Annotated in this window: 14 protein-coding genes and 1 tRNA gene; 6 read left to right on the top strand and 9 right to left on the bottom strand. The window is 49.4% G+C overall.

The features are described from left to right. Positions 1-57: 57 nt before the first annotated feature. The 7 genes from D2E26_RS04700 to D2E26_RS04730 all read right to left on the bottom strand — a co-directional run bounded on the left by D2E26_RS04700 (position 58) and on the right by D2E26_RS04730 (position 7329). Complete coding sequence (locus D2E26_RS04700) at positions 58-1221, bottom strand: MraY family glycosyltransferase (protein ID WP_125963555.1); 1164 nt, start codon at positions 1219-1221, stop codon at positions 58-60. A gap of 48 nt (positions 1222-1269) precedes the next feature. Then, the gene (locus D2E26_RS04705; RefSeq protein WP_125963556.1) at positions 1270-1935 is read right to left on the bottom strand and encodes an L-threonylcarbamoyladenylate synthase; all 666 of its coding nucleotides are present in this window, start codon (positions 1933-1935) and stop codon (positions 1270-1272) included. A 66-nt stretch (positions 1936-2001) separates the two neighbouring features. Next, positions 2002-3000 carry a peptide chain release factor N(5)-glutamine methyltransferase gene (gene prmC, locus D2E26_RS04710; protein ID WP_125963913.1) on the bottom strand — a complete coding sequence of 333 codons (999 nt, stop codon included), beginning with the start codon at positions 2998-3000 and terminating at the stop codon, positions 2002-2004. A gap of 123 nt (positions 3001-3123) precedes the next feature. Next, the gene (gene prfA / locus D2E26_RS04715; protein WP_125963557.1) at positions 3124-4215 is read right to left on the bottom strand and encodes a peptide chain release factor 1; all 1092 of its coding nucleotides are present in this window, start codon (positions 4213-4215) and stop codon (positions 3124-3126) included. Positions 4216-4535: 320 nt separating this feature from the next. Next, entirely contained in the window at positions 4536-4748 is a 213-nt protein-coding gene (gene rpmE, locus D2E26_RS04720) for a 50S ribosomal protein L31 (protein ID WP_125963558.1), read from the bottom strand. Between the two features lie 423 nt (positions 4749-5171). Next, positions 5172-5245, bottom strand: a tRNA-Ile gene (locus D2E26_RS04725). Between the two features lie 425 nt (positions 5246-5670). Then, entirely contained in the window at positions 5671-7329 is a 1659-nt protein-coding gene (locus D2E26_RS04730) for a hypothetical protein (RefSeq protein ID WP_125963559.1), read from the bottom strand. Between the two features lie 459 nt (positions 7330-7788). Between D2E26_RS04730 and D2E26_RS04735 the strand changes: the two genes are divergently transcribed. The 6 genes from D2E26_RS04735 (at position 7789) to D2E26_RS04760 (ending at position 16848) form a co-directional block, all read left to right on the top strand. After that, positions 7789-9114 carry a NupC/NupG family nucleoside CNT transporter gene (locus D2E26_RS04735; RefSeq protein WP_241218877.1) on the top strand — a complete coding sequence of 442 codons (1326 nt, stop codon included), beginning with the start codon at positions 7789-7791 and terminating at the stop codon, positions 9112-9114. 330 nt (positions 9115-9444) lie between these two features. Then, positions 9445-10119, top strand: a complete 675-nt coding sequence (gene deoC, locus D2E26_RS04740; RefSeq protein WP_125963560.1) for a deoxyribose-phosphate aldolase — start codon at positions 9445-9447, stop codon at positions 10117-10119. A 420-nt stretch (positions 10120-10539) separates the two neighbouring features. Beyond that, positions 10540-11751 (top strand): phosphopentomutase, encoded by a 1212-nt coding sequence (locus D2E26_RS04745; RefSeq protein ID WP_241218878.1) that lies wholly within the window; start codon positions 10540-10542, stop codon positions 11749-11751. 593 nt (positions 11752-12344) lie between these two features. Beyond that, on the top strand, positions 12345-13052 hold the full coding sequence (gene deoD, locus D2E26_RS04750) for a purine-nucleoside phosphorylase (RefSeq protein ID WP_125963562.1): 708 nt from the start codon (positions 12345-12347) through the stop codon (positions 13050-13052). Positions 13053-13230: 178 nt separating this feature from the next. Next, entirely contained in the window at positions 13231-14535 is a 1305-nt protein-coding gene (locus tag D2E26_RS04755; protein WP_125963563.1) for a pyrimidine-nucleoside phosphorylase, read from the top strand. Between the two features lie 831 nt (positions 14536-15366). Next, positions 15367-16848, top strand: coding sequence for an MFS transporter (locus D2E26_RS04760; RefSeq protein ID WP_164515877.1), 1482 nt, complete (start codon positions 15367-15369; stop codon positions 16846-16848). A 348-nt stretch (positions 16849-17196) separates the two neighbouring features. Here the strand turns inward: D2E26_RS04760 and D2E26_RS04765 are convergent, their stop codons facing one another. Further along, positions 17197-17886 (bottom strand): ECF transporter S component, encoded by a 690-nt coding sequence (locus D2E26_RS04765; RefSeq protein WP_125963565.1) that lies wholly within the window; start codon positions 17884-17886, stop codon positions 17197-17199. A gap of 335 nt (positions 17887-18221) precedes the next feature. Then, a complete protein-coding gene (locus D2E26_RS04770) occupies positions 18222-19310 on the bottom strand; it encodes an ROK family protein (protein WP_241218879.1) in 1089 nt (362 codons plus the stop codon). Positions 19311-19891: the final 581 nt, after the last annotated feature.

The raw sequence follows: 19891 nt of genomic DNA on the forward strand, positions 1-19891 counted from the left end.
GCCAACTAGCTTATGTGCGGAAGAAAAATAGCTTTTTAGTGCTTGCTCTTAAGCAAATTAGTGATGCCTATGCGAACGTACGTGCTGAGCTACTGCACGAATTGTTTGCTTGTCTTGCTCGTCGAAATCTCCTTCTTCCCAGCGACGCTTCAAATATGGAAGCAGCGTAGCCACGGTGAGGAGTGCTCCGGCAAGGAGGAACACGATAAGTACATAGAGAGGACGGAAGAACAGCAGCATCAGCGAGCTGAATGCAATAAGTGCAGCCCAACCCCACAAAATAAGAACAGCGTGCTGAACATCATGGCCGATACGCAACATACGGTGGTGCAAATGCATGCGGTCAGGATGTGTTGGCGACTGTCCCTTAGCCAGACGACGAGTAATGGCCATAATCATGTCGAGTACCGGCAAGAACAGCACCAAAATAGGCAGCAGAATTGGCATGAATGCCGGTAAATACACTGACGAATGCATTGATGCAGGATCAATACGTCCCGTAACAATAATCGAGCCACACGTAATTAAATAACCGAGCAGCATCGATCCAGAATCACCCATAAACAGCTTTGCCGGATGCCAATTATGCAGCAAGAAGCCGCAGCAAATACCAACCATGGCAATATCAATAAGCGTGGCAAGCGATGCGTAAGAAGGCGAATTTTGGGCTAATTTATACGAATAAATACCAAATGCAATGCCGCCGATTGCAACAATGCCTGCTGCCAGACCATCAAGACCATCAACGAAGTTCACGGCATTAATAGACACCACAATCAGCAATGCCGTAATTGCAATAGATAGCGTCGGAGAAGCGGTGACCAGTGTACCCAGAGGCAGCGTAATAATTTGCAGGCCACCCCATGCCACAAACACAGAAATCAACAACTGACCCGCAAGTTTGAGCATCCAATCGAGATCCCAAACATCGTCGGCGACACCCAACAAACAGATGAGAATTGCTCCGATAAGCACAACCCATGCCTGTTTATTGGCATGAAACACTGGCTGTAAGAACGGGATTCGTGAAGCGAACAAAATAGCTACAGCAAAGCCGCAGAGCATACCAACGCCGCCCATTCGAGGCGTTGGAATCGTATGTACATCGCGCTTACGAACTTGGCCAACTGCACCAAGTTGAATAGCAAGATGCCTAATGAGCGGCGTAAGCAAATACGTTGCACACGCAGCTACTACAGCTATGAAGAGATATATTCGCACAGTCTGAGTGTAGCGCGTTGTATGTGCACCGGTGTTTATTCCTCAGAATCAGGCGCCCAGAGAACCACCATTCACATGCAAAGCCTTGCGCACTACAACAGCTGGAATTCGGCCTTCACGCACAATACGAATACCGTCCGTAGCAGTTGGATCAGCTTCAACAACAGTACTTGCAATGTGGCCTGCAGTTGGACCACCATCCAGATACAAGTCAACAGAATCGCCGAATGCTTCAACTGCCTGTTCCACGCTCTGAGCACTCTCCTCGCCCGAACGATTAGCACTTGAGCAAGCTACTGGACCAACAGCACGCAGCGTCTGCAGGCACTGAGCGGAATTTGGCACACGAATGCCCTGCGTCAGCTGACCAGATGGCGTATGGCTCAGCGTGCACAGCTTGCAATCATCAGAACTTGCCACGGCAATTGGAGAGAATGCACCTGGCAAGAATTGTGCAGCCAGTCGATCCAGCGGAGCTGGAAGTTCAAGACCAAGCTTGGCCAGGTTCGAAACATCAGCAACCAAAATCTGCAAAGCCTTGAAAGCAGGACGCTGCTTAGCTTCGTAAATACGTCGAATTGCCTGCTCGTTGAATGGGTCACATGCAATGCCATATACCGTATCGGTTGGCAGCACAATAAGACCACCATCGCGAATAATTTGCTTTGCTTGTTCTAATGACTGCTCATTAATTGGCTGAACTGGTGCATTCATTATGATCTAGACCCTCTCTTCTTCAACTACCTCAATAACGATGGTATATCCATCATCAATAACCGTCTACCGCGGTTTTATTGCCGTTAAGAATCGTGGACGACCAGTTAAATCATTATGCGTAGTTGCCTGAATAAATCCACAAGCTGTTGCATACGTTCTTGTACGAACCGGCTGCGTAACGTCATGCTCCATAACCAGCAAACCGCCAGGTCTCAGCAACGACCAAGCCCTACTAATGATGCGTTCTGGGATCATCATGCCATCTGCAGAACCACCATACAGTGCAAGATTCGGGTCATATTCTCGCACTTCTTCCTGCTCAGGAATATCGGTTTCTGGGATGTATGGAGGGTTCGAAATCACCACGTCGACCGTGTTATCAAGCGCCGCAAGTGTCAATACATTCGTAGCATCCGCTTGTTGTAACTCGTAGCGTTGCATCAGATCGCTATATTGCTCAGCTAATGCATCTCGATTACGTGCGGTCCAGGAGGCTGCAGTGCTATCCATTTCCACTGCCCATACATGTGCGTGTGGTAATTCCGTTGCCACAGCTAAGCCAATTGCTCCGCTTCCCGCACATAAGTCAACTACGCGAGCGGCAGTCAGTTGTTGCTCAGCAATCCAGTCCAACGCACTCTGCACAACAAGTTCAGTCTCAGGGCGAGGTATAAATACGCCACGGCCCACCTGCAGATCTAAATAACGGAATGGTGCATGACCAGTAATATGCTGCAGAGGTTCTCTTGATTGACGCCTCAGCAGCATCGTATTGAAGTGATCCAGTATCTCACTTACGTGTGCAGCAGATAAATCAAGATTAATTTCTGCAGTTTCGTCATGGCCAGCTAAAGCTCCGGACGATGCCAAAAGCTGCGTAAGTGAGCGGCCCAGCAGCTTAGCCTTCTCAACTTCAGCAGGCGAAACCTGGACAGCAGAAGCGAGCAACAGCTTCGCATCATTAGCCGGAGTATCTACTCCAGCCGCAGATAAGCGAGATGTTGCCTGCCTCAGTAAAACATCAACATCAGTAGATGTCAGCGGATCGAGCTCAGGCTGCATAACATCGCCCTTCTGAGCCCCATTACTAGACTGATCTGTTGCATCTGATTGAGTCATGGCATCATGCGCAACACACATATGTAACCCTCAAACTGAAGTCAGAGAACAAAAAGTGAATCTATATCACTTCTGACGGGCTAAACGATCAGCCTCATCAGCTTGCACGTCACTATCGATAACAGCCTGCAGATCACCATCAAGCACAGCGTCAAGGTTGTATGCCTTGTAGTTCGTGCGGTGATCAACAATGCGGTTCTCAGGGAAGTTATACGTACGAATACGTTCCGAACGGTCAAGCGAACGCACCTGAGAATGACGCATATCAGCAGCCTCGGCGGCTTCCTGCTCATGCTTCATAGCGAGCAGACGACTCTTCAACACACGTAAAGCAGCTGCACGGTTCTGGATCTGCGACTTCTCATCCTGCATGCTCACCACAATGCCGGTTGGAATGTGCGTCATACGCACTGCAGAATACGTCGTGTTCACCGACTGACCGCCAGGACCCGAGCTCATGAAGATATCAATCTTCAGATCCTTTGGATCGATCTCGATCTCGTCATCGTCATCATCAGCTTCTGGGAACACCAGCACGCCAGCAGCCGAGGTCTGAATACGACCCTGCGATTCCGTAACAGGGATACGCTGCACGCGGTGCACGCCGCCCTCATACTTCAGGCTTGCCCACACACCATCTTCTGGTGCAACGGTGCCGCGAGCGCGAATAGCGAGCTGCACATCCTTAATGCCGCCCAGCTCAGTCGAATTCTCGTTCTGGATCGTAACGGACCAGCCACGCTTTTCGGCATAACGCGTGTACATACGCAGCAAATCACCAGCGAATAGAGCAGCTTCTTCACCGCCCGTGCCAGCCTTAATTTCCATAATGACGTCACGTGCATCATCAGGGTCGCGAGGGATCAATGCCATACGCAGACGTTCCTGAACAGCAGGCAGCTGAGCCTCAAGTGCATCAGCTTCTTGTGCGAAATCTGGATCTTCAGCAGCCATTTCACGTGCTGCTTCGAGGTCACTCATCAATGTGAGGTACTCATTATATGGAGCCACAATGCTAGCCAGCTCAGCATGACGACGACCCAGCTTCTTCATTGCATTCGGATCAGACGCCACGTCTGGTTGCGCCATGCGCTTCTCAAGCTCGTGATACTCCTCGAGCGCCGTACGTGCTGCGGGGAACTGTTCGTCGTCTGCCACTGCCTGCTCCTGATGCTACTTAATACCGTTAAAACTAGGTAAGCGCCGCATGTTGCGTGCGCGAAAACAGTTTATCAGTTTATCTCTGCTTCCCTACAGATTTCTGCCGCACATAAAGCAAATCCCTTATGTGCGGTGAGGAGCGCTGCTCACTTCCCGCACATAACACAACTGCATTATGTGCGGCATAATGTTCCAGCCAGTACTCCCACATATAAGGCAATTGCTTTACATGCGATAAATAACAGCGCTCAAAAACGCAAGAAGCGCCACCCAAAAAGGATGACGCTTCTTCTCGGCAGGTTAAGCGAGACTTAAGCTCACTTGGACTTCTTGCCGTAACGCTTCTCGAAACGAGCCACGCGACCGCCGGTGTCCATGATCTTCTGCTTACCGGTGTAGAACGGGTGGCACTTGGAGCACACGTCAACCGTCATGTGATCCTTGCCATACGTCGAACGCGTGACGAAAGTGTTGCCGCACGAGCAGGTAACCTGCACGGGCTGATAGTTAGGATGAATATCCTTCTGCATTATTGTCTCCTAAAGATACAGGCGACCCGGGTCGCCACACCCCTATGGTGGGCGTGAACCGGACTTCAAGGAGTATACAGTAGCTGCCGGACCCGAGTGGGACTTTCTCAAGAATGTCCCAAGCCCAGCAATCAGGCCGAATAAGTTGAGCCTAGATTTTTCTGTGCAGCAACCGCGCTCCATCTGCTTCAACAGGGAACACCTCGAGCTATTCCATCTATATGAAACGGCGTGTCGCATGATGCTATGTAAGCAAGGAATCAATCACAGCAATACATCTCAAGCAAGTCATAACTACGCCACATAACAGGCCGATGAACAGTGCATCGATAATCCAATCGCTCAGATTAAAAAGAAAACGAGAACCAGCAAAACGGCGAAATTTAAGGGATTTCTGAAGTAAATATAGAAGAAAAAATGGAGTGGGACGGCAGGGGCTTGAACCCTGGACCGGCGGATTATGAGTCCGATGCTCTAACCGACTGAGCTACCGTCCCGTGCAACAGATTGGCGTTTTACCGCCGCTGATGCAGCGTCGCTTACTGTATCAGGTTTAACGGACCCAATCAACTCTTTTTCGAAGACCGCACAAACTAATCAACACTTCTAAGGGGTAATCCCCTTGCTCAACAACTCGCTTACGTGCGTGAAGAGATATTTTTGACAACTCGCTTACGTGCGTGAAGAGATATTTCAATAACTCGCTTACGTGCGTGAAGAGATATTTGGTGAAGAGATATTTGTAATAACTCGCTTACGTGCGTGAAAAGATATGCACGAAAGAAGGAGTAGATGATTAAGCACCTACGCACATACCTATATAAATAGAATGCCCACGCTTCTCCCCGCACATAAGCGAGGTACACGAGCACACTTCTCTTACCAGCACATACTTGATCTGTGCAGATTCTTAAGAATCGGCTTAGTCAGTATTCTTATCGTGATGCTGGTCCTGCTGAGTCCTTTGCTGATTGAACGCCCTACGATTAGCTTCTTGCAGAGCACGGTATCGAGCAGCGTTCTCTTCAATACGCATCTGCTCGTTCCTTGAGTCAATAACAGACTGCTCCACATTCTCAAGATCTTGCTTAATCTTGGTCAGCTCAAGCAACTTGTGACTATTCTTAGCCTCGTCAGCCTTGATAATCAGATCATTCAGATGATCCCACAAGTACTGATCAGTCACATGGCCCTCAGAAGAAACAAGCGTCGTACGTGCTTTCTGAATCGCAGCAGACAATTCCTCTTGGACCTGGCCTACACGTAGCTCTTCATTGGAGTCCTTCACTCGCTGAACGCCCTGTTCAAGCTTCTTGTAGTGGTAGTCATACCAATTCTCCTGCTGCTGCAGCGTCTCGATATGCTTCTGCATCAGGTCCATCGACGGCACATTACAGTGCGTTAGCTGCGGTCCCTGCGCCTTCATCTCGTTCGCCAGATCCTTCACTGTTGACGGATCGGCAACATCTTGATCGGAAATCTGTTCCGCTTCCTGTGCTTCTTTTCCTAAGTAGTCTTCGAATTTCTGCTTTTGCTGCTTCGCTTTCTTATACTCAGACATGCAGGTCTGGCGTGCTTCTTCAAGGCGATGACGCGCATTAGCATGGACTATTCCTGCAACGCCAAACGCAACAACAACAAAAGCCAAGAATGCAGCAATCGCTACTAATAAACGGCTCAGATTCTTACCGGCAACTACGTCCTGATTCTGATGATTCCTGCGCTTATGTGCTGCGGCAAGCTGGCGCATATCAGCAGGATCTAAAATCTGGGTTTCACTCGTCGCATGCTCAGGATCAATAGGAGTCTCTTCCTCAGCTTCAGTTACGTCTGAGAATGCAGGGCTTTGCGACTCATCATCTAGACCCAAGCCTGACCGGCCAAACCTATTCAGAGGAATATCCTCTGTGCTCTCTCCCACTCCAGGCTCATCATTAATGGCCAGATCCATCGCATCTGCAGTATTGGACGCATCAGCATTAAAGGAGAAATGGTAATTCGTCGTGGGCTGCTCATCAGATTGCTGTGCAATTGCGCCGACATTAAACTGCGTCGTTTCTTGATCGTCAGAGCCAAGCACCACTGCAGATTCAATGTCATACGAAGCTTTTTTCTTGGTAGACATATCGCTTACGTGCGTATCAGTAATAGATGGATTAGCAGAAGTAGATACATCAGTAGCGGTGACTGCATCAGCAGATACTGCAGCTTCCTCTTCGTCCATATCGCTTACGTGCGTATCGGCAGACTGCGTTGCTTGTTCTGACTCTTCTGTGCGCATATCGCTTACGTGCGTATCGGCGGACTGCGTTGCTTGTTTTGCCTCTTCTGTGCGCATATCGCTTACGTGCGTATCGGCGGACTGCGTTACTTGTTTTGCCTCTTCTGTGCGCATATCGCTTACGTGCGTATCGGCAGACTGCGTTGCTTGTTCTGACTCTTCTGTACGCATATCGCTTACGTGTGTATTGACGCTATGAGCCTGCTGTGCCTCTAAAGCTTCATTGTCTTGTTTATCACGTGCTTCATCGCGAACGTCGTCATTGACATCCTGCTGATTATCAGGGCGGTTATCATGCACGGTTCTGTCCTTACTATGCTGAGCGCGCGTCGTTGAACTTTCATTTCACCATAGTGTCAAGGAGCCGTTTGCAATTTTCTCATGGTTTTCACAGGTTTTGCCGCTAACACTGTAAATATCACTAGGTTTTAGCGTGCAATGCTGCATATCAATTTACTGAGAAACCTTTTGCTAAATCGTTTTATTATAGCTCACTTTTGACGTGGGCGTGTCCACTTGTGCCACAGACGCAATTTCGTACCCAATACTAGGCTGAAAGTGAAAAGGGAGTGAAAGAGCTGCAAAGAAACAGCGCTGGAATCCCCGGACAAGAGAAATCAGAACAGAAAATCTCCTGGGTACATCAAGGCCGTGGCGATGATCGCAAGGTTGCAATCAACCGGTTGCCATTCCTTCTTGCACAGGGGCAAAGCTGCAGCGATGTCGCTGCATAGAGAATCAAGAGGAAAGAAGGTTCCCATGAATCCCATGTACCTCGTGGTCAACATTGTGGGACTGCTTGTTTTCCTTGCACTAGGTTGGCTCTTCTCGCACAGCCGCAAGGAAATTCAGTGGAAGTCAGTTGGATGCATGGTGTTGCTCAACTTGGTCATCGCCTGGTTGCTCACCAGCTTCGAATGGGGTCGTGCAGCTGTGCACGCTCTCGCTGAGGGCTTCAGCTGGATCGTCAACGTGTCTTACCAGGGCATCAACTTCGCTATTGCTAACTGGGTTGGTGCTAACGGTGCAGATCCTGCTCCTGTGAACTTCATCACAAGCGCTCTGCTGCCAATTCTGCTGATTGTTCCACTGTTCGACATTCTTACCTACATCGGCTTCCTGCCATGGCTCATCAAGTGGATCGGCCGCGGCCTGAGCTTCGTGACCCGTCGTCCAAAGTTCGAAGCATTCTTCGCTGTTGAGATGATGTTCCTCGGCAACACTGAGGCACTTGCTGTTTCCCAGATCCAGCTGAAGAAGATGAAGGCTGGTCGTAACCTTACGCTGGCTATGATGTCGATGAGCTGCATCACCGCAGCTATCGTCGGTGCATACATTCAGATGGTCCCAGGTGAGTTCGTTATCACCGCTATCCCACTGAACTGCATTAACGCTCTGATCGTTGCTCACATGCTCTACCCAGTCACCGTGACTGCTGAAGAGGACAAGATCTACACGATCGCTGATACCAAGGATGAAATTGCTGCTGAGGCTGGCGCTGAGCTGACCGCAGAAGAGAAGGCTTACCAGGAGCTTCCAAAGATCAAGAAGTTCTTCAAGCACGATCCATCCAAGCCAAAGAAGGAGCCATTCTTCTCCTTCCTGGGCGATTCGATCCTCACCTCTGGCCGCCTGATCCTGATCATTACGGCAAACGTTATTGCATTCGTCGCACTTGCTGGTCTGATTGATAGGCTCCTCGGCCTCATCAACCCTCACCTCACGCTCGAAGCAATCCTCGGTGTCTTCATGTTCATCCCTGCTTGGCTCATGGGCCTCGACGGCGGCACTGCATGGGACTTCTCGCAGCTCATGGGCCTCAAGCTCGTCACCAACGAGTTCGTGGTTATGGGTCGCGTGTCCGACACCATCGCAACCTTCGCACCTCACTACAAGGCTGTGCTCACCGTGTTCCTGACCTCGTTCGCAAACATCTCGACGCTGGGCATGATCATCGGTACCTTCAAGGGCATGGTCTCCAAGGAGAAGAACGACGTCATCTCCAAGCAGGTTGGTCGTATCCTTCTCTCGGGCATCCTGGTCTCGCTGCTTTCCGCATCGATGGTCGGCCTGTTCGTCTGGTGATGATGTAGCCGCTTAGCGGCTCACCCACCCTACATATTCATGAGGGATCGTGCATATGGATTGATTCGTTCGATCCCGCGCGATCCCTCATCTCTTTCCAACAGATATTGCCCGCACCAATATCTACCCAACAATTCCATAAATAAAAAACTTTAGAGTTCTGAAATCATGGTAGATTTTTGAACTCACAGAACCCGAGCGGAGCCTCCAAATCACTGTAGATTTTGAACTCCGGTAGATTCCAAATTTCAGACTTTTGCCTGGACTGCACCGCCGCACGCCAAGCAAAACAAATAAATAAACACAATCCACTAACGGAAGGAAATAACAATGGACCTCACCGTCGAGGAACTTGCGAAGTACATGGATGCAACGCAGCTCAAGGCTGACGCAACCGAAGCTCAGATTGATGCCCTGTGCGAAGAAGCTAGGAAGTACGACACCGCTTCTGTGTGCGTGAACCCTTACTGGGTTTCCCACTGCGCCAAGGTTCTTGCTGATACCGACGTCAAGATCTGCACGGTTATTGGTTTCCCTCTGGGTGCTAACACGACAGCAACCAAGGTTTTCGAGACGAACGATGCTATTGATAACGGTGCCGACGAAGTCGATATGGTCATCAACATTGGTGAGCTGAAGTCGGGTCACGATGACGTTGTGCTTGCTGATATCAAGGCTGTTGCTGACGCTGCACACGCTAAGCACGCTCTGCTCAAGGTCATCATCGAAACCGCTCTGCTGACCGAGGATGAGAAGGTTCGTGCAACCAAGATGACGCTTGATGGCGGCGCTGACTTCGTCAAGACTTCCACCGGCTTCTCGACTGCTGGTGCAAAGGCTCCAGACGTCGCTCTGATGCGCGAGACTGTTGGCCCTGATTTCGGCGTGAAGGCTGCAGGCGGCATCCACTCGCTCAAGGAAGCTTACGACATGATTGAGGCTGGTGCTACGCGTCTCGGTGTCTCTGCTCACGTGCAGATTCTCGAGGAAGCTAAGCAGGCCTGAGACTTTTCAGTCTCAACGTTCGCGGGTTTGAGTTAAGGAGTGCATACTCGCGGCGTGAGTTGTGGGTAGTGAGGTTCCGTTCAAAGCCTCACTACCGGCAGCAATTTTCTTGATTTTTGAAAAATCAAACAATAAGTAAATTAATCTCTGGAACCTGAACGGAACATAGACGTTGCCGTTCCTCCCAGACCACGTCAGACAATACCTGGTACGTCGTTTGCGTGGAGCACTGATCGCACAGTACTTCAGAAAAACACCGCCGCAGATGTTTTTCATTATTCTTCATACAAACGTTGTGCAGCACTATTGAGTATGCAACAGTGCTGCAGGGCTATTTCACCGTTGAAATAGCTTCAGATATATTGACTGGCGGCACTGCGGACGTTCCTCTGTTTCAACGATGAAATGAGGCACACCACTATGGCGAATCCAACCGACTACCGTTACCCTCGCGTTTTTGCGATCGCACTGGACTCCATTGGTATTGGCGAGGCACCAGATGCAGCCAAGTTCAATGATGTCGGATCAGATACGTTGGGTCACATTGGCGCTTATATGAAGGGCGGCCTGAAGCTGCCTAATATGCAGCGTCTTGGTCTTGGTAACATTCGCGAAGATAATCCAATTGAGGGCGTCGAGCCTATTGAGAAGCCTATCGGCTCCTTCGGCAAGATGACTGTCACGAGCTGGGGTAACGATTCACTCGATGGCCACTGGGAAATGATGTGCTTGCCAGTGCGCTTCGATATGTCGTTCTTCCCAGAGGGCTTCCCTCAGGAGATCGTCGACAAGCTTGAGGCATTCTCTGGCCGCAAGGTTATTGTCAACAAGCCATACTCTGGCACCGAAGTTATTAAGGACTACGGTGAGCACCAGATGGAAACCGGCGATCTGATTCTGTACACGTCTGGTGATTCTGTGCTGCAGATTGCTGCTCACGAAGATGTTATTCCAGTCGATGAGCTGTACCGCATTTGCGAATACGCACGTACGCTGATTAACGGACCAGAGATCATTATGGGCCGTGTTATTGCTCGTCCATATGTTGGTCCAGATAAGGATCACTTCGTGCGCACTTCGAACCGTCACGATTACGGTCTGGAGCCTACTGAGCCAACCGCTCTTGATTTCTTGCACGATGCAGGTCTTGATGTGCTGGCTGTTGGTAAGACGTACGACATCTTCTCTGGCCACGGTTTCGATCGTAATTGGCGCAACAAGAGCAACATGGATGGCATGGATCACGTTGATGAAGCTATGGGCCTTGACTTCACTGGTCTGTGCTTCACGAACCTCGTTGATTTCGATGCTATGTATGGTCACCGCCGCAACACCGAAGGCGATGCTCAGGCTCTGATGGACTTCGATCGTCGACTTGGCACGGTGCTCGACAACATGCGTGATGATGATCTGCTCATTATTACTGCAGATCACGGTAACGATCCAACGTATGAGGGCACGGATCACACGCGTGAATTTGTACCACTGCTCGCCTACTCGCCAAGCATGAAGCACCCAGGTGAATCACTTGGTATTCGTGCAACTGCTTCCGATATGGGCGCCACGATCCTCGAGAACTTCCACGTTGAGGGTAATGGCAATGGAACGAGCTTCTTCGAGGCTATTAGCTGACCTCAGGAGCTGAACTGAAAAACTTGCGGCGTGGAAAAGCTTTATTTGCTTTGCCCCACTGCTTTTCCACGCCGCATTTTCTCAGCCCTATACAAACATTCATCATGCGCTTGGTACGAGTTATGAGAGAGCTCATGCCAATCGGTACGCAACAATCTTGTTACAACTACAGAGAGAATCCCGCGAAGTAGTGTGTGACTCTTCCCGCACATAAGGCATTCCCAATTCATCGTGAATATACGTGAGAAGAAGTAAGAAGCGTAAGAACAATACACGCAGTTTGAGCAGCCATAAGCTCAAACCCCTCCTCTTCCGCACATAAGCCGATTACATTCGAATGTCATATGAGAAGAATCCACCACTTGTTATCTATACCGTGCAGCTAACGCTGTTATTTGCTGCCTTATTCATAGTCATTTATGAGGTAGTTACTGCTGCTCACTAATGACTTATTAGTGACTCATTGGTGACTGCTATTGGCTCATCATTGACCTTAATAGCAGTAGACATAACCGCACGTAACGCGGTTACGGAACAGATACGGGTACAAAACCGGGATTCGTACCAAACGCATTACTGAAAGGACATTCTTTATGGCAACCCCACATAATGAAGCCGCTCCTGGCGATTACGCTCCAGTAGTACTGCTGCCTGGTGATCCATTGCGCGCAAAGTATATTGCAGAGAACTTCCTTGACGATGTTCGTCAAGTGAACGGCGTGCGCAATTGCTTAGGTTTCACCGGTTCGTATAAGGGTCATCCAGTCTCCGTGCAGGGCACTGGCATGGGTATCCCTAGCTTGTCTATTTACGTCACTGAGCTGGCAACAGTGTATGGCGTTAAGACGATGCTTCGCGTGGGTTCCTGCGGTGGTATCGATCCATCAGTGAATATCCGCGATATCTTGCTTGCTCAGGGTTCTTCTACGGACTCCAACGTTGTTGAGAATACGTTCCAAGCAGGCGTGCACTATGCTCCACTTGCCAACTTTGAGCTGCTTCATACGGCTTATATGAAGGCACAAGAGATGGGTCTGTCAGTACGCGCAGGCGATATTTTCGCTGCTGATCGCTTCTATAACGACGAGCTCGATGTTCAAAAACTTGCTGATTATGGTGTGCTTGGCACCGAAATGGAATCCGCTGGATTCTATTTGTTGGGTGCTAAATATCACTTCCGTGCACTGTCAATTTTGACGGTTTCGGATTTGTTGCTCCGTGAAGGAAGCACCACGAGCAAGGAACGTGAGACTGGCTTCAACGACATGATCCATCTGTCGCTGGAAACGGCCATTGCGTGAGACTTGATACCGATTGTTGGTGTCACAGAAATAAAAAAACAGTAAACACAACCCCTGTCGGGCAGAATAACGCACTTGTTTCTGCCCGACATACGGGCTCGGTTTTGAAACTCGCTATGTGCGGGGATCACTGCAGCGTTGCAGAACAACTTTGCCGGCCCACTAAAGGAGGCACACCATGCGTATGGTGGACGTCATCGACACGAAGCGCAACAAGAACGCACTGAGTGACGAACAGATTGATTTCTTTGTGCAAGGATGCACGGACGGTTCGATTCCTGATTATCAGACGAGTGCTCTGCTGATGGCCATCTGGCTGAACGGCATGAACCAGCATGAGATGCAGCGCCTCACTATGGATATGCTGCACTCTGGCGATCAGCTTGATCTGAGCGATATTGACGGTATTAAGGTCGATAAGCACTCCACAGGCGGTGTTGGCGATAAGACCAGTATTCCGCTGGCTCCTCTCGTCGCCTCCCTTGGCATCGCTGTTCCAATGATTTCTGGTCGAGGCCTTGGCCACACTGGCGGCACGCTCGATAAGCTCGAGGCTATTCCTGGTTATCAGGTTGAAATCAGCGAAGAAAACTTTAAGCAGCAATTACGCGACGTCGGCTGCATTATTGCTGGCGCAACCGGAAATATTGCACCTGCTGATAAGAAGATTTATGCACTGCGTGATGTGACCGATACCGTGGATTCTATTCCACTGATCGCAGGCTCTATTATGAGCAAGAAAATTGCAAGTGGTACCGATGCTCTGGTTATGGATGTGAAGACTGGTTCTGGTGCATTCATGAAGAGTGAGGAGCAGGCTGCAGAACTCGCACGTACGCTGGTTAACATCGGTAAGGGCGTTGGTATGAACGCCATGGCTGTGATTTCTGATATGAACCAGCCTCTTGGCAAGGCCATTGGTAACGCGCTTGAGATTGAGGAATCTATTGAACTGCTCAAGGGCCGTGGACCAGAGGATCTTAAGGAACTCGTGCTGACGATTGGCAGCCAGATGGTTGTTATGGCAGGTAAGGCAGAAACCCTTGCTGAAGCACGTGAACTGTTGCAGGCACAGATTGATAATGGCCAGGCTCTGGAAACGTTCCGCCGCATGATTGAGGCACAAGGTGGCGATGGCAGCGTTATCGAGGACTACTCGATCATGCCTCAGGCCAAGTATCATGTGCCACTCCCTGCTCGCCGTGCCGGCTATATCACTGGCATGAAGGCTGATGAACTGGGCGTCGCATCGATGATGCTCGGCGGCGGTCGCGCAGCTAAGGAAGATAAGCTCGACTACGCCGTTGGCCTTGTCCTCAACAAGAAGGTCGGCGATCCTGTCGAAGAGGGCGAATGCATTCTGACGATTCACACGAACCGTCCAGACGTCGATGACGTTATTGAACTGCTCGAAAACAATATTGAAATTGGTGAGAAGGAGGAGGTGCCAGAACTCAAGCTTATTCACGAAATTATTGAGTAGTCATATTGGTACATACCCGTTGAGGTAGCCATATTGAGTAGTTATATTGTCTGGGACTATTCATGTTACGTGCTAGTCGTAATAGCTCGATTCTGGCTAGCACGTAACACTACTTGAAACTGCACTTGGAACTGCTTGCTGACGCGATGCCATACTCGCGCCCAGCAAGTAAGCCAGATAGTTTGAAGCCGCTGAATAGATCTTGCAACGCTCAATAATGATGAGTTGTGACGGCTCGTTGTATTGGTGTCGCGGCGTTTCTCCGTGCAACGAAAGTTATGCCTTATCAGGCCATCTGAATGGGTCCGTCGTTACCTTAATGGGTACAACATAGTTTTATTTCCATTCGTACTCCTGTCCTGAATCGTGCCGTGACGGTGCTCCACTTTCTCATGGAACCTCATGCGGATTACCGCCACGACACTCTCACCCCTTTATCTGTTCTCTTACCTAGATATTCCAATCTGAAAACGTTTTATCACCATATGAAATAGCTACACAAACGTCCGTTCCCACACGTAATACATATACGTTACGTGTGGATGAGGGCTGAAAGACCACCTCTCTGCATTTATTAACGCAATGCTCTTACTGTGCGCGCCATGCACTTCCTAATACCGCAATAAAAGCGCTGTATTTCGTTGGTTTATCGCCCCGCACATAAGATAGTTGCGTTACATGCGGGAAGAACCCCGCACATAGCGTAATTGAATATGAGCGGAATTGGTCCCGCACATAAGCCACTTACACTAACTAACACACGTAGCGCACTACTACGAATAACTTTCTTGACAGCAACCTATGAAGCAACAACAAATTCAAGGAGCAGCTATGACGACGCCATCAGCACCCGTGCTTTCGTCGGACGAATCGACCGGCGCAAGCACAACCGCTTTGAATGGTAACAATGGTGGTAAAAACTTGAATGTCAATAATGACAACAAGAACGACGCTGCCGCAAATAACGAAACTGCAAACCGCGCTCGTAAGACGCTGTTCCCTCTGCTCGGTATTTATCTGCTTGGTGCACTGTGCCTGCAGGCATTCAACATGGTCTTTGCCAAAATTGGTTCTGACCTTGGTGCCGCTACTAACGCATCACTGATTACAGCAATTCCTGGCGTTGTCCTCGCTATTGTCTGCTTCATTTATGGTTCGCTCGGTGACTTTGCCAGCTTGAAGACCATGACCGTCTTCGGCATTATCGCACTGGTATTCGGTTCCGTCGGCGGCTTCTTCATGCACGAGTCGCTGATCCTCGTCATTATCTTCCGTATTATCCAGACGATTGGCTTCCAGACTGCAGGCTCGGTATATCTGGTGGTTGTTGCTCGCTATCTGACTGAGCGAGAAAAGCTGCTGTACTTCGGTCTGTTTACTGCTGATTACCAGCTTGCAACCGCAATCGGTGTCGTTTCTGCAGGCGTTTTCTCTGCAATCGATTGGAAGTTCCTGTTCCTCATTCCAGTCGTTGCTGTGGTGTTCCTGATCCCACTCATCAAGTATCTACCTGGCAAGACCGGCGGCAAGACCCATATCGATGTTCCTGGCTTCGGTCTGTTCGGCATGGCAATCCTGTTCCTGACGCTGTTCTTCTCGGTACTCGATTGGTGGATGCTGGCTGTTTCTGCAGCATTCCTCGTGCTGTTCGCCATCTATATTTCGAAGGCCACGGACCCATTCGTCACTCCTGCATTCTTCAAGAATGTGCCATGGCGTGAATCGGTACTGCTGATCGTTATCTTCTACTTCATCAACTTTGCAATCACGCCACTGTGCAACGATTTTGGCGCAGCACTGTTTGGCATGTCCAGCACGCAGGTTTCGCTGATGCTGCTGCCTGGCCTGATCATTGCAACGATTACTGGCTGCTTCTCTGGCCGTATCGTCAGCAAGCTTGGTAAGCGCTGGTCTATTACACTTGGCGCTGGCATGATGGCAGCAGGCTTCATCCTTGGCGGTCTGTTCCTGCGCCTTGGTCCTATTCTTATCGGCTTCTGCGCTGCACTGATTTATGCAGGCATGGCAACGATTTACTCCCCAACCGCAAATACTGTGCTCGGTACGCTGCCTCCAGAACAAACTGGTCGCGGTGTGGGCATGAACGATTTGGCAATGCAGGGTTCTGGCGCTGTTGGTATCGCTCTGTTCGGCGGTCCTATTTCCGCTCATGCATTTGGTTGGAATACCGTGCTCGGACCTGAAGGCGCTTACGCAAGCTCCGCAACAATGCTCATCTTGTTCGGCGTTATTGTCGCCGTCGGTGTGCTGTGGCTGCAGCTTCATCACAAGAAGTTCTACCACGAAAACTAATTCCCGCATGTAAGCGAGTTTTTGTAGCCTACCCGATTACATGTAATACAGACAGTTACATATTTGTGCCTGTTCTGTTTCTCAATGTGCCGCACATAAGCTAGTTGCTTTATGTGCGGCACATTCCTTATGCAGGCTCACACACGTAAGCGATGTAGCTTAAATGCAGTGAGCATACTTATGCTTGTCTACTATATGAGATCTTTCTTCTATTTCTACACATACGTTGGTTAACTAAAGCCTAGAAGAGAGAACGGGTTAAGATAAACGCCCGCACAGAGTTGCAAAACAACGAATGTGCGGGCGTTTATCGTATCTGCTGCTATACAGAGAAATAAAAATATCTGCTCACTGAACTCGAGCACGAACAGCACGACCGGAAGCGAACTTATCAAGCGCACCAGTACGGGCGATCGCAACAAACAAATACCAAGTGCAAACGCCAGCAATCAGAACGCCGCCAATAATCTCCATAGTCATATGGGTAAGTCCTCGAGGACTCAGCAAGGCGACGCCTTGGTAGCGGAATAGCAGCAGATAGAAGCCGTACTCAACTGCAACGCAGAAGCCAGAGACTACAGTGATTGGCAGATTAAAAATCTTGAAACGTGTGATATAGAACGGAACCTCAGCAAAAAGGCCCTGCACAATAGCAGAAATAAAGGTCAGTGTAATGCCGTACTGATTGCCCAGAACCATTTCAGCTGCACCTGCCATAGCGTTTACGAACATAGCTGCACCAGGTTTACGCACGATTAGCATGGCGAGTGGTCCAGAGAAATACCAGACGGCGTGAAGAATACTGCTGACGCCAGGAAGAATTGCTGCAAGGAATGGGGAAATCGCAGCATATGCAAAGTTATAACCCCAGAAAATCACACCACATGCCACACCAAGTGCCGCCGCTACAGCAATATCAGCCGTCGTCCAACGTAACGAAAGTGGCCGAACCGGAACAGTGGCCGCACGTAGCGAAGAAATCTTAGATGAACCCGAATACGAACTTTTGTTATTTGAGGATGGATGAGTAGCTGACATCAGAACGCTCCTACCACTGCCGTTGCGCACAGTACTTGTTTCCGCGGGCATCCCTTGACCTGCGCAACCCGGGCGGGAATACCAAGCACACCATAGCAGCTGCAGCAGGCGTTTCGGTTACGTGCGTCTTATCGGTGAATCCCTAAGCATGCACAATGCATCGCCGTTACGTGCGTTATGGGTAATGTTCAGTGAGGAGTTTTAACTAAAGAAAAACTCCCGCACATAAGCCAACTTGCTTATGTGCGGGAGTTACTGCGGAAGAAACCACGGCAGAGCCGCGGGGAGAAATCATGAATGAAAACCGCAGAGGAAACCGCTAAATCATTCTCAAATCAGAGGATAATCGGCGGAATCATGTACTTCGTTGGAGTATCAAGGAAACCGTGCAGGCCAGTAAGTGCCGCACCGATAATAGCTGGGCGAACACGGCCATAGACACTCATTACCTTGACCTGAACGTTGTTACGAGCCAAAATCTGCTGTTGAATCATATCCTGGATCTTCTGCAGATAATTACCCGCAACGTTTGCCCACACGCCATCAACCACGATGGTGTCAATGTCAGAAAGATTAACAACCGATGCCAATGCCGATGCCATTGCCTCTGCACCTTGGTCCAGAGTCTTAATAACCTCAGGCTGTCCCTGTTGCGCAAGTTGCAGGAACTCGTTATACGATTCCAGACTTGCCGCCTCAACACCCTCAGCAACACCAGCAAGCTTAATCATTGAGCGACGACCGGCAATTGCTTCCAAGCACCCGTTACGGCCGCAAACGCACTTTGGACCATGCAAATCTACCGATAGATGGCCAAGCTCACCAGCGTAACCATGATCGCCCTTGATCAGAACACCATTACGTACCAGTGCGCCACCAATACCAACATCAGAGGAGACATAGATGAACGAGCTATTAGAGTTCAGCGGCATATCAGGCTGAATCGGCGTTGCATAACCAGGAATTTGAGAAACCGCAGCCATACTTGCTGAATTACCAGCCAACACGTGCATTCGATTCACGAATGGAACGGTCGACAGATCAAGATTGCGCCAGTTAAGATTACGTGCCTCAACAAGAACCCTGCCATCGGTGACGAGACCAGGCAATGCCATGCACGTACCGGCGATCAGATAACCATGCAAGCGGAGCACATCTTCCTGCTCACGCAGCATGTATTCAATGTCCGAGAAGATATACCGTGGATCAGCCAGATGCAGATCGGCGCCTCGCCATTGCTCGGCAAGAATTGTGCCATCCAAATCGATAGCAATAATGCCGTATCCATCCGCGTTGACTTGAATACCGATACCGCAAACAATTCCACGATTAATCGTTAACGGCGTACTTGGACGACCGTATGTTGCATTAAACGAAGGCCTTCCTTCACTCAAAATGCCGCACTGCAAAAGCAACGAAGTCAACAACGAAATTGTTGCTTTAGTCAGTCCCGTTTCTTTGGAGATATCAGCTCGACTTAGAGGGTGATCAGACCTCAGTAACGTAGACATCATTACTGATAAATTGTGGTTTCTTAAATCATCCTGATTAATTCTTTTTAATGCAGCCAATCCGTCCCCCTTGCCGTCTATTAACTACTCCGTTAACTGCGCCATCACAGCAGCACATGTCCGTTCATGCGCTCACTTCTGTTCTACTCAACGTCGGGCCGAGCTCAGCTCTGAGTACAGAAGAAATCTCGTGATTCTTTTGAGTCCAGAATCATTTTGATTTCTGTGATACTTCGCATTTCACATCTACCGGCATAGTACACTCGGTAGATAATTAATTGGATAAATTAATTCAAAAGGTTATATAAAACTCAAATAATGCAGCAGCTTATAAAAATGCGAAGCATTTCTATCTACCGCCATATGGAGTTCTTCCAGGTTTTGAGCCCATGCTTTTCAACTCATTTTCGATGTTTTCGACATATCACCTGCGCCTTTACAGTATTCTCTATTGATTAACCTAGTTAATACAGTAGCATCATGCTCAGAATAAG

Source organism: Bifidobacterium dolichotidis (genome assembly GCF_003951975.1).
Taxonomy (GTDB): Bacteria; Actinomycetota; Actinomycetes; order Actinomycetales; family Bifidobacteriaceae; genus Bifidobacterium; species Bifidobacterium dolichotidis.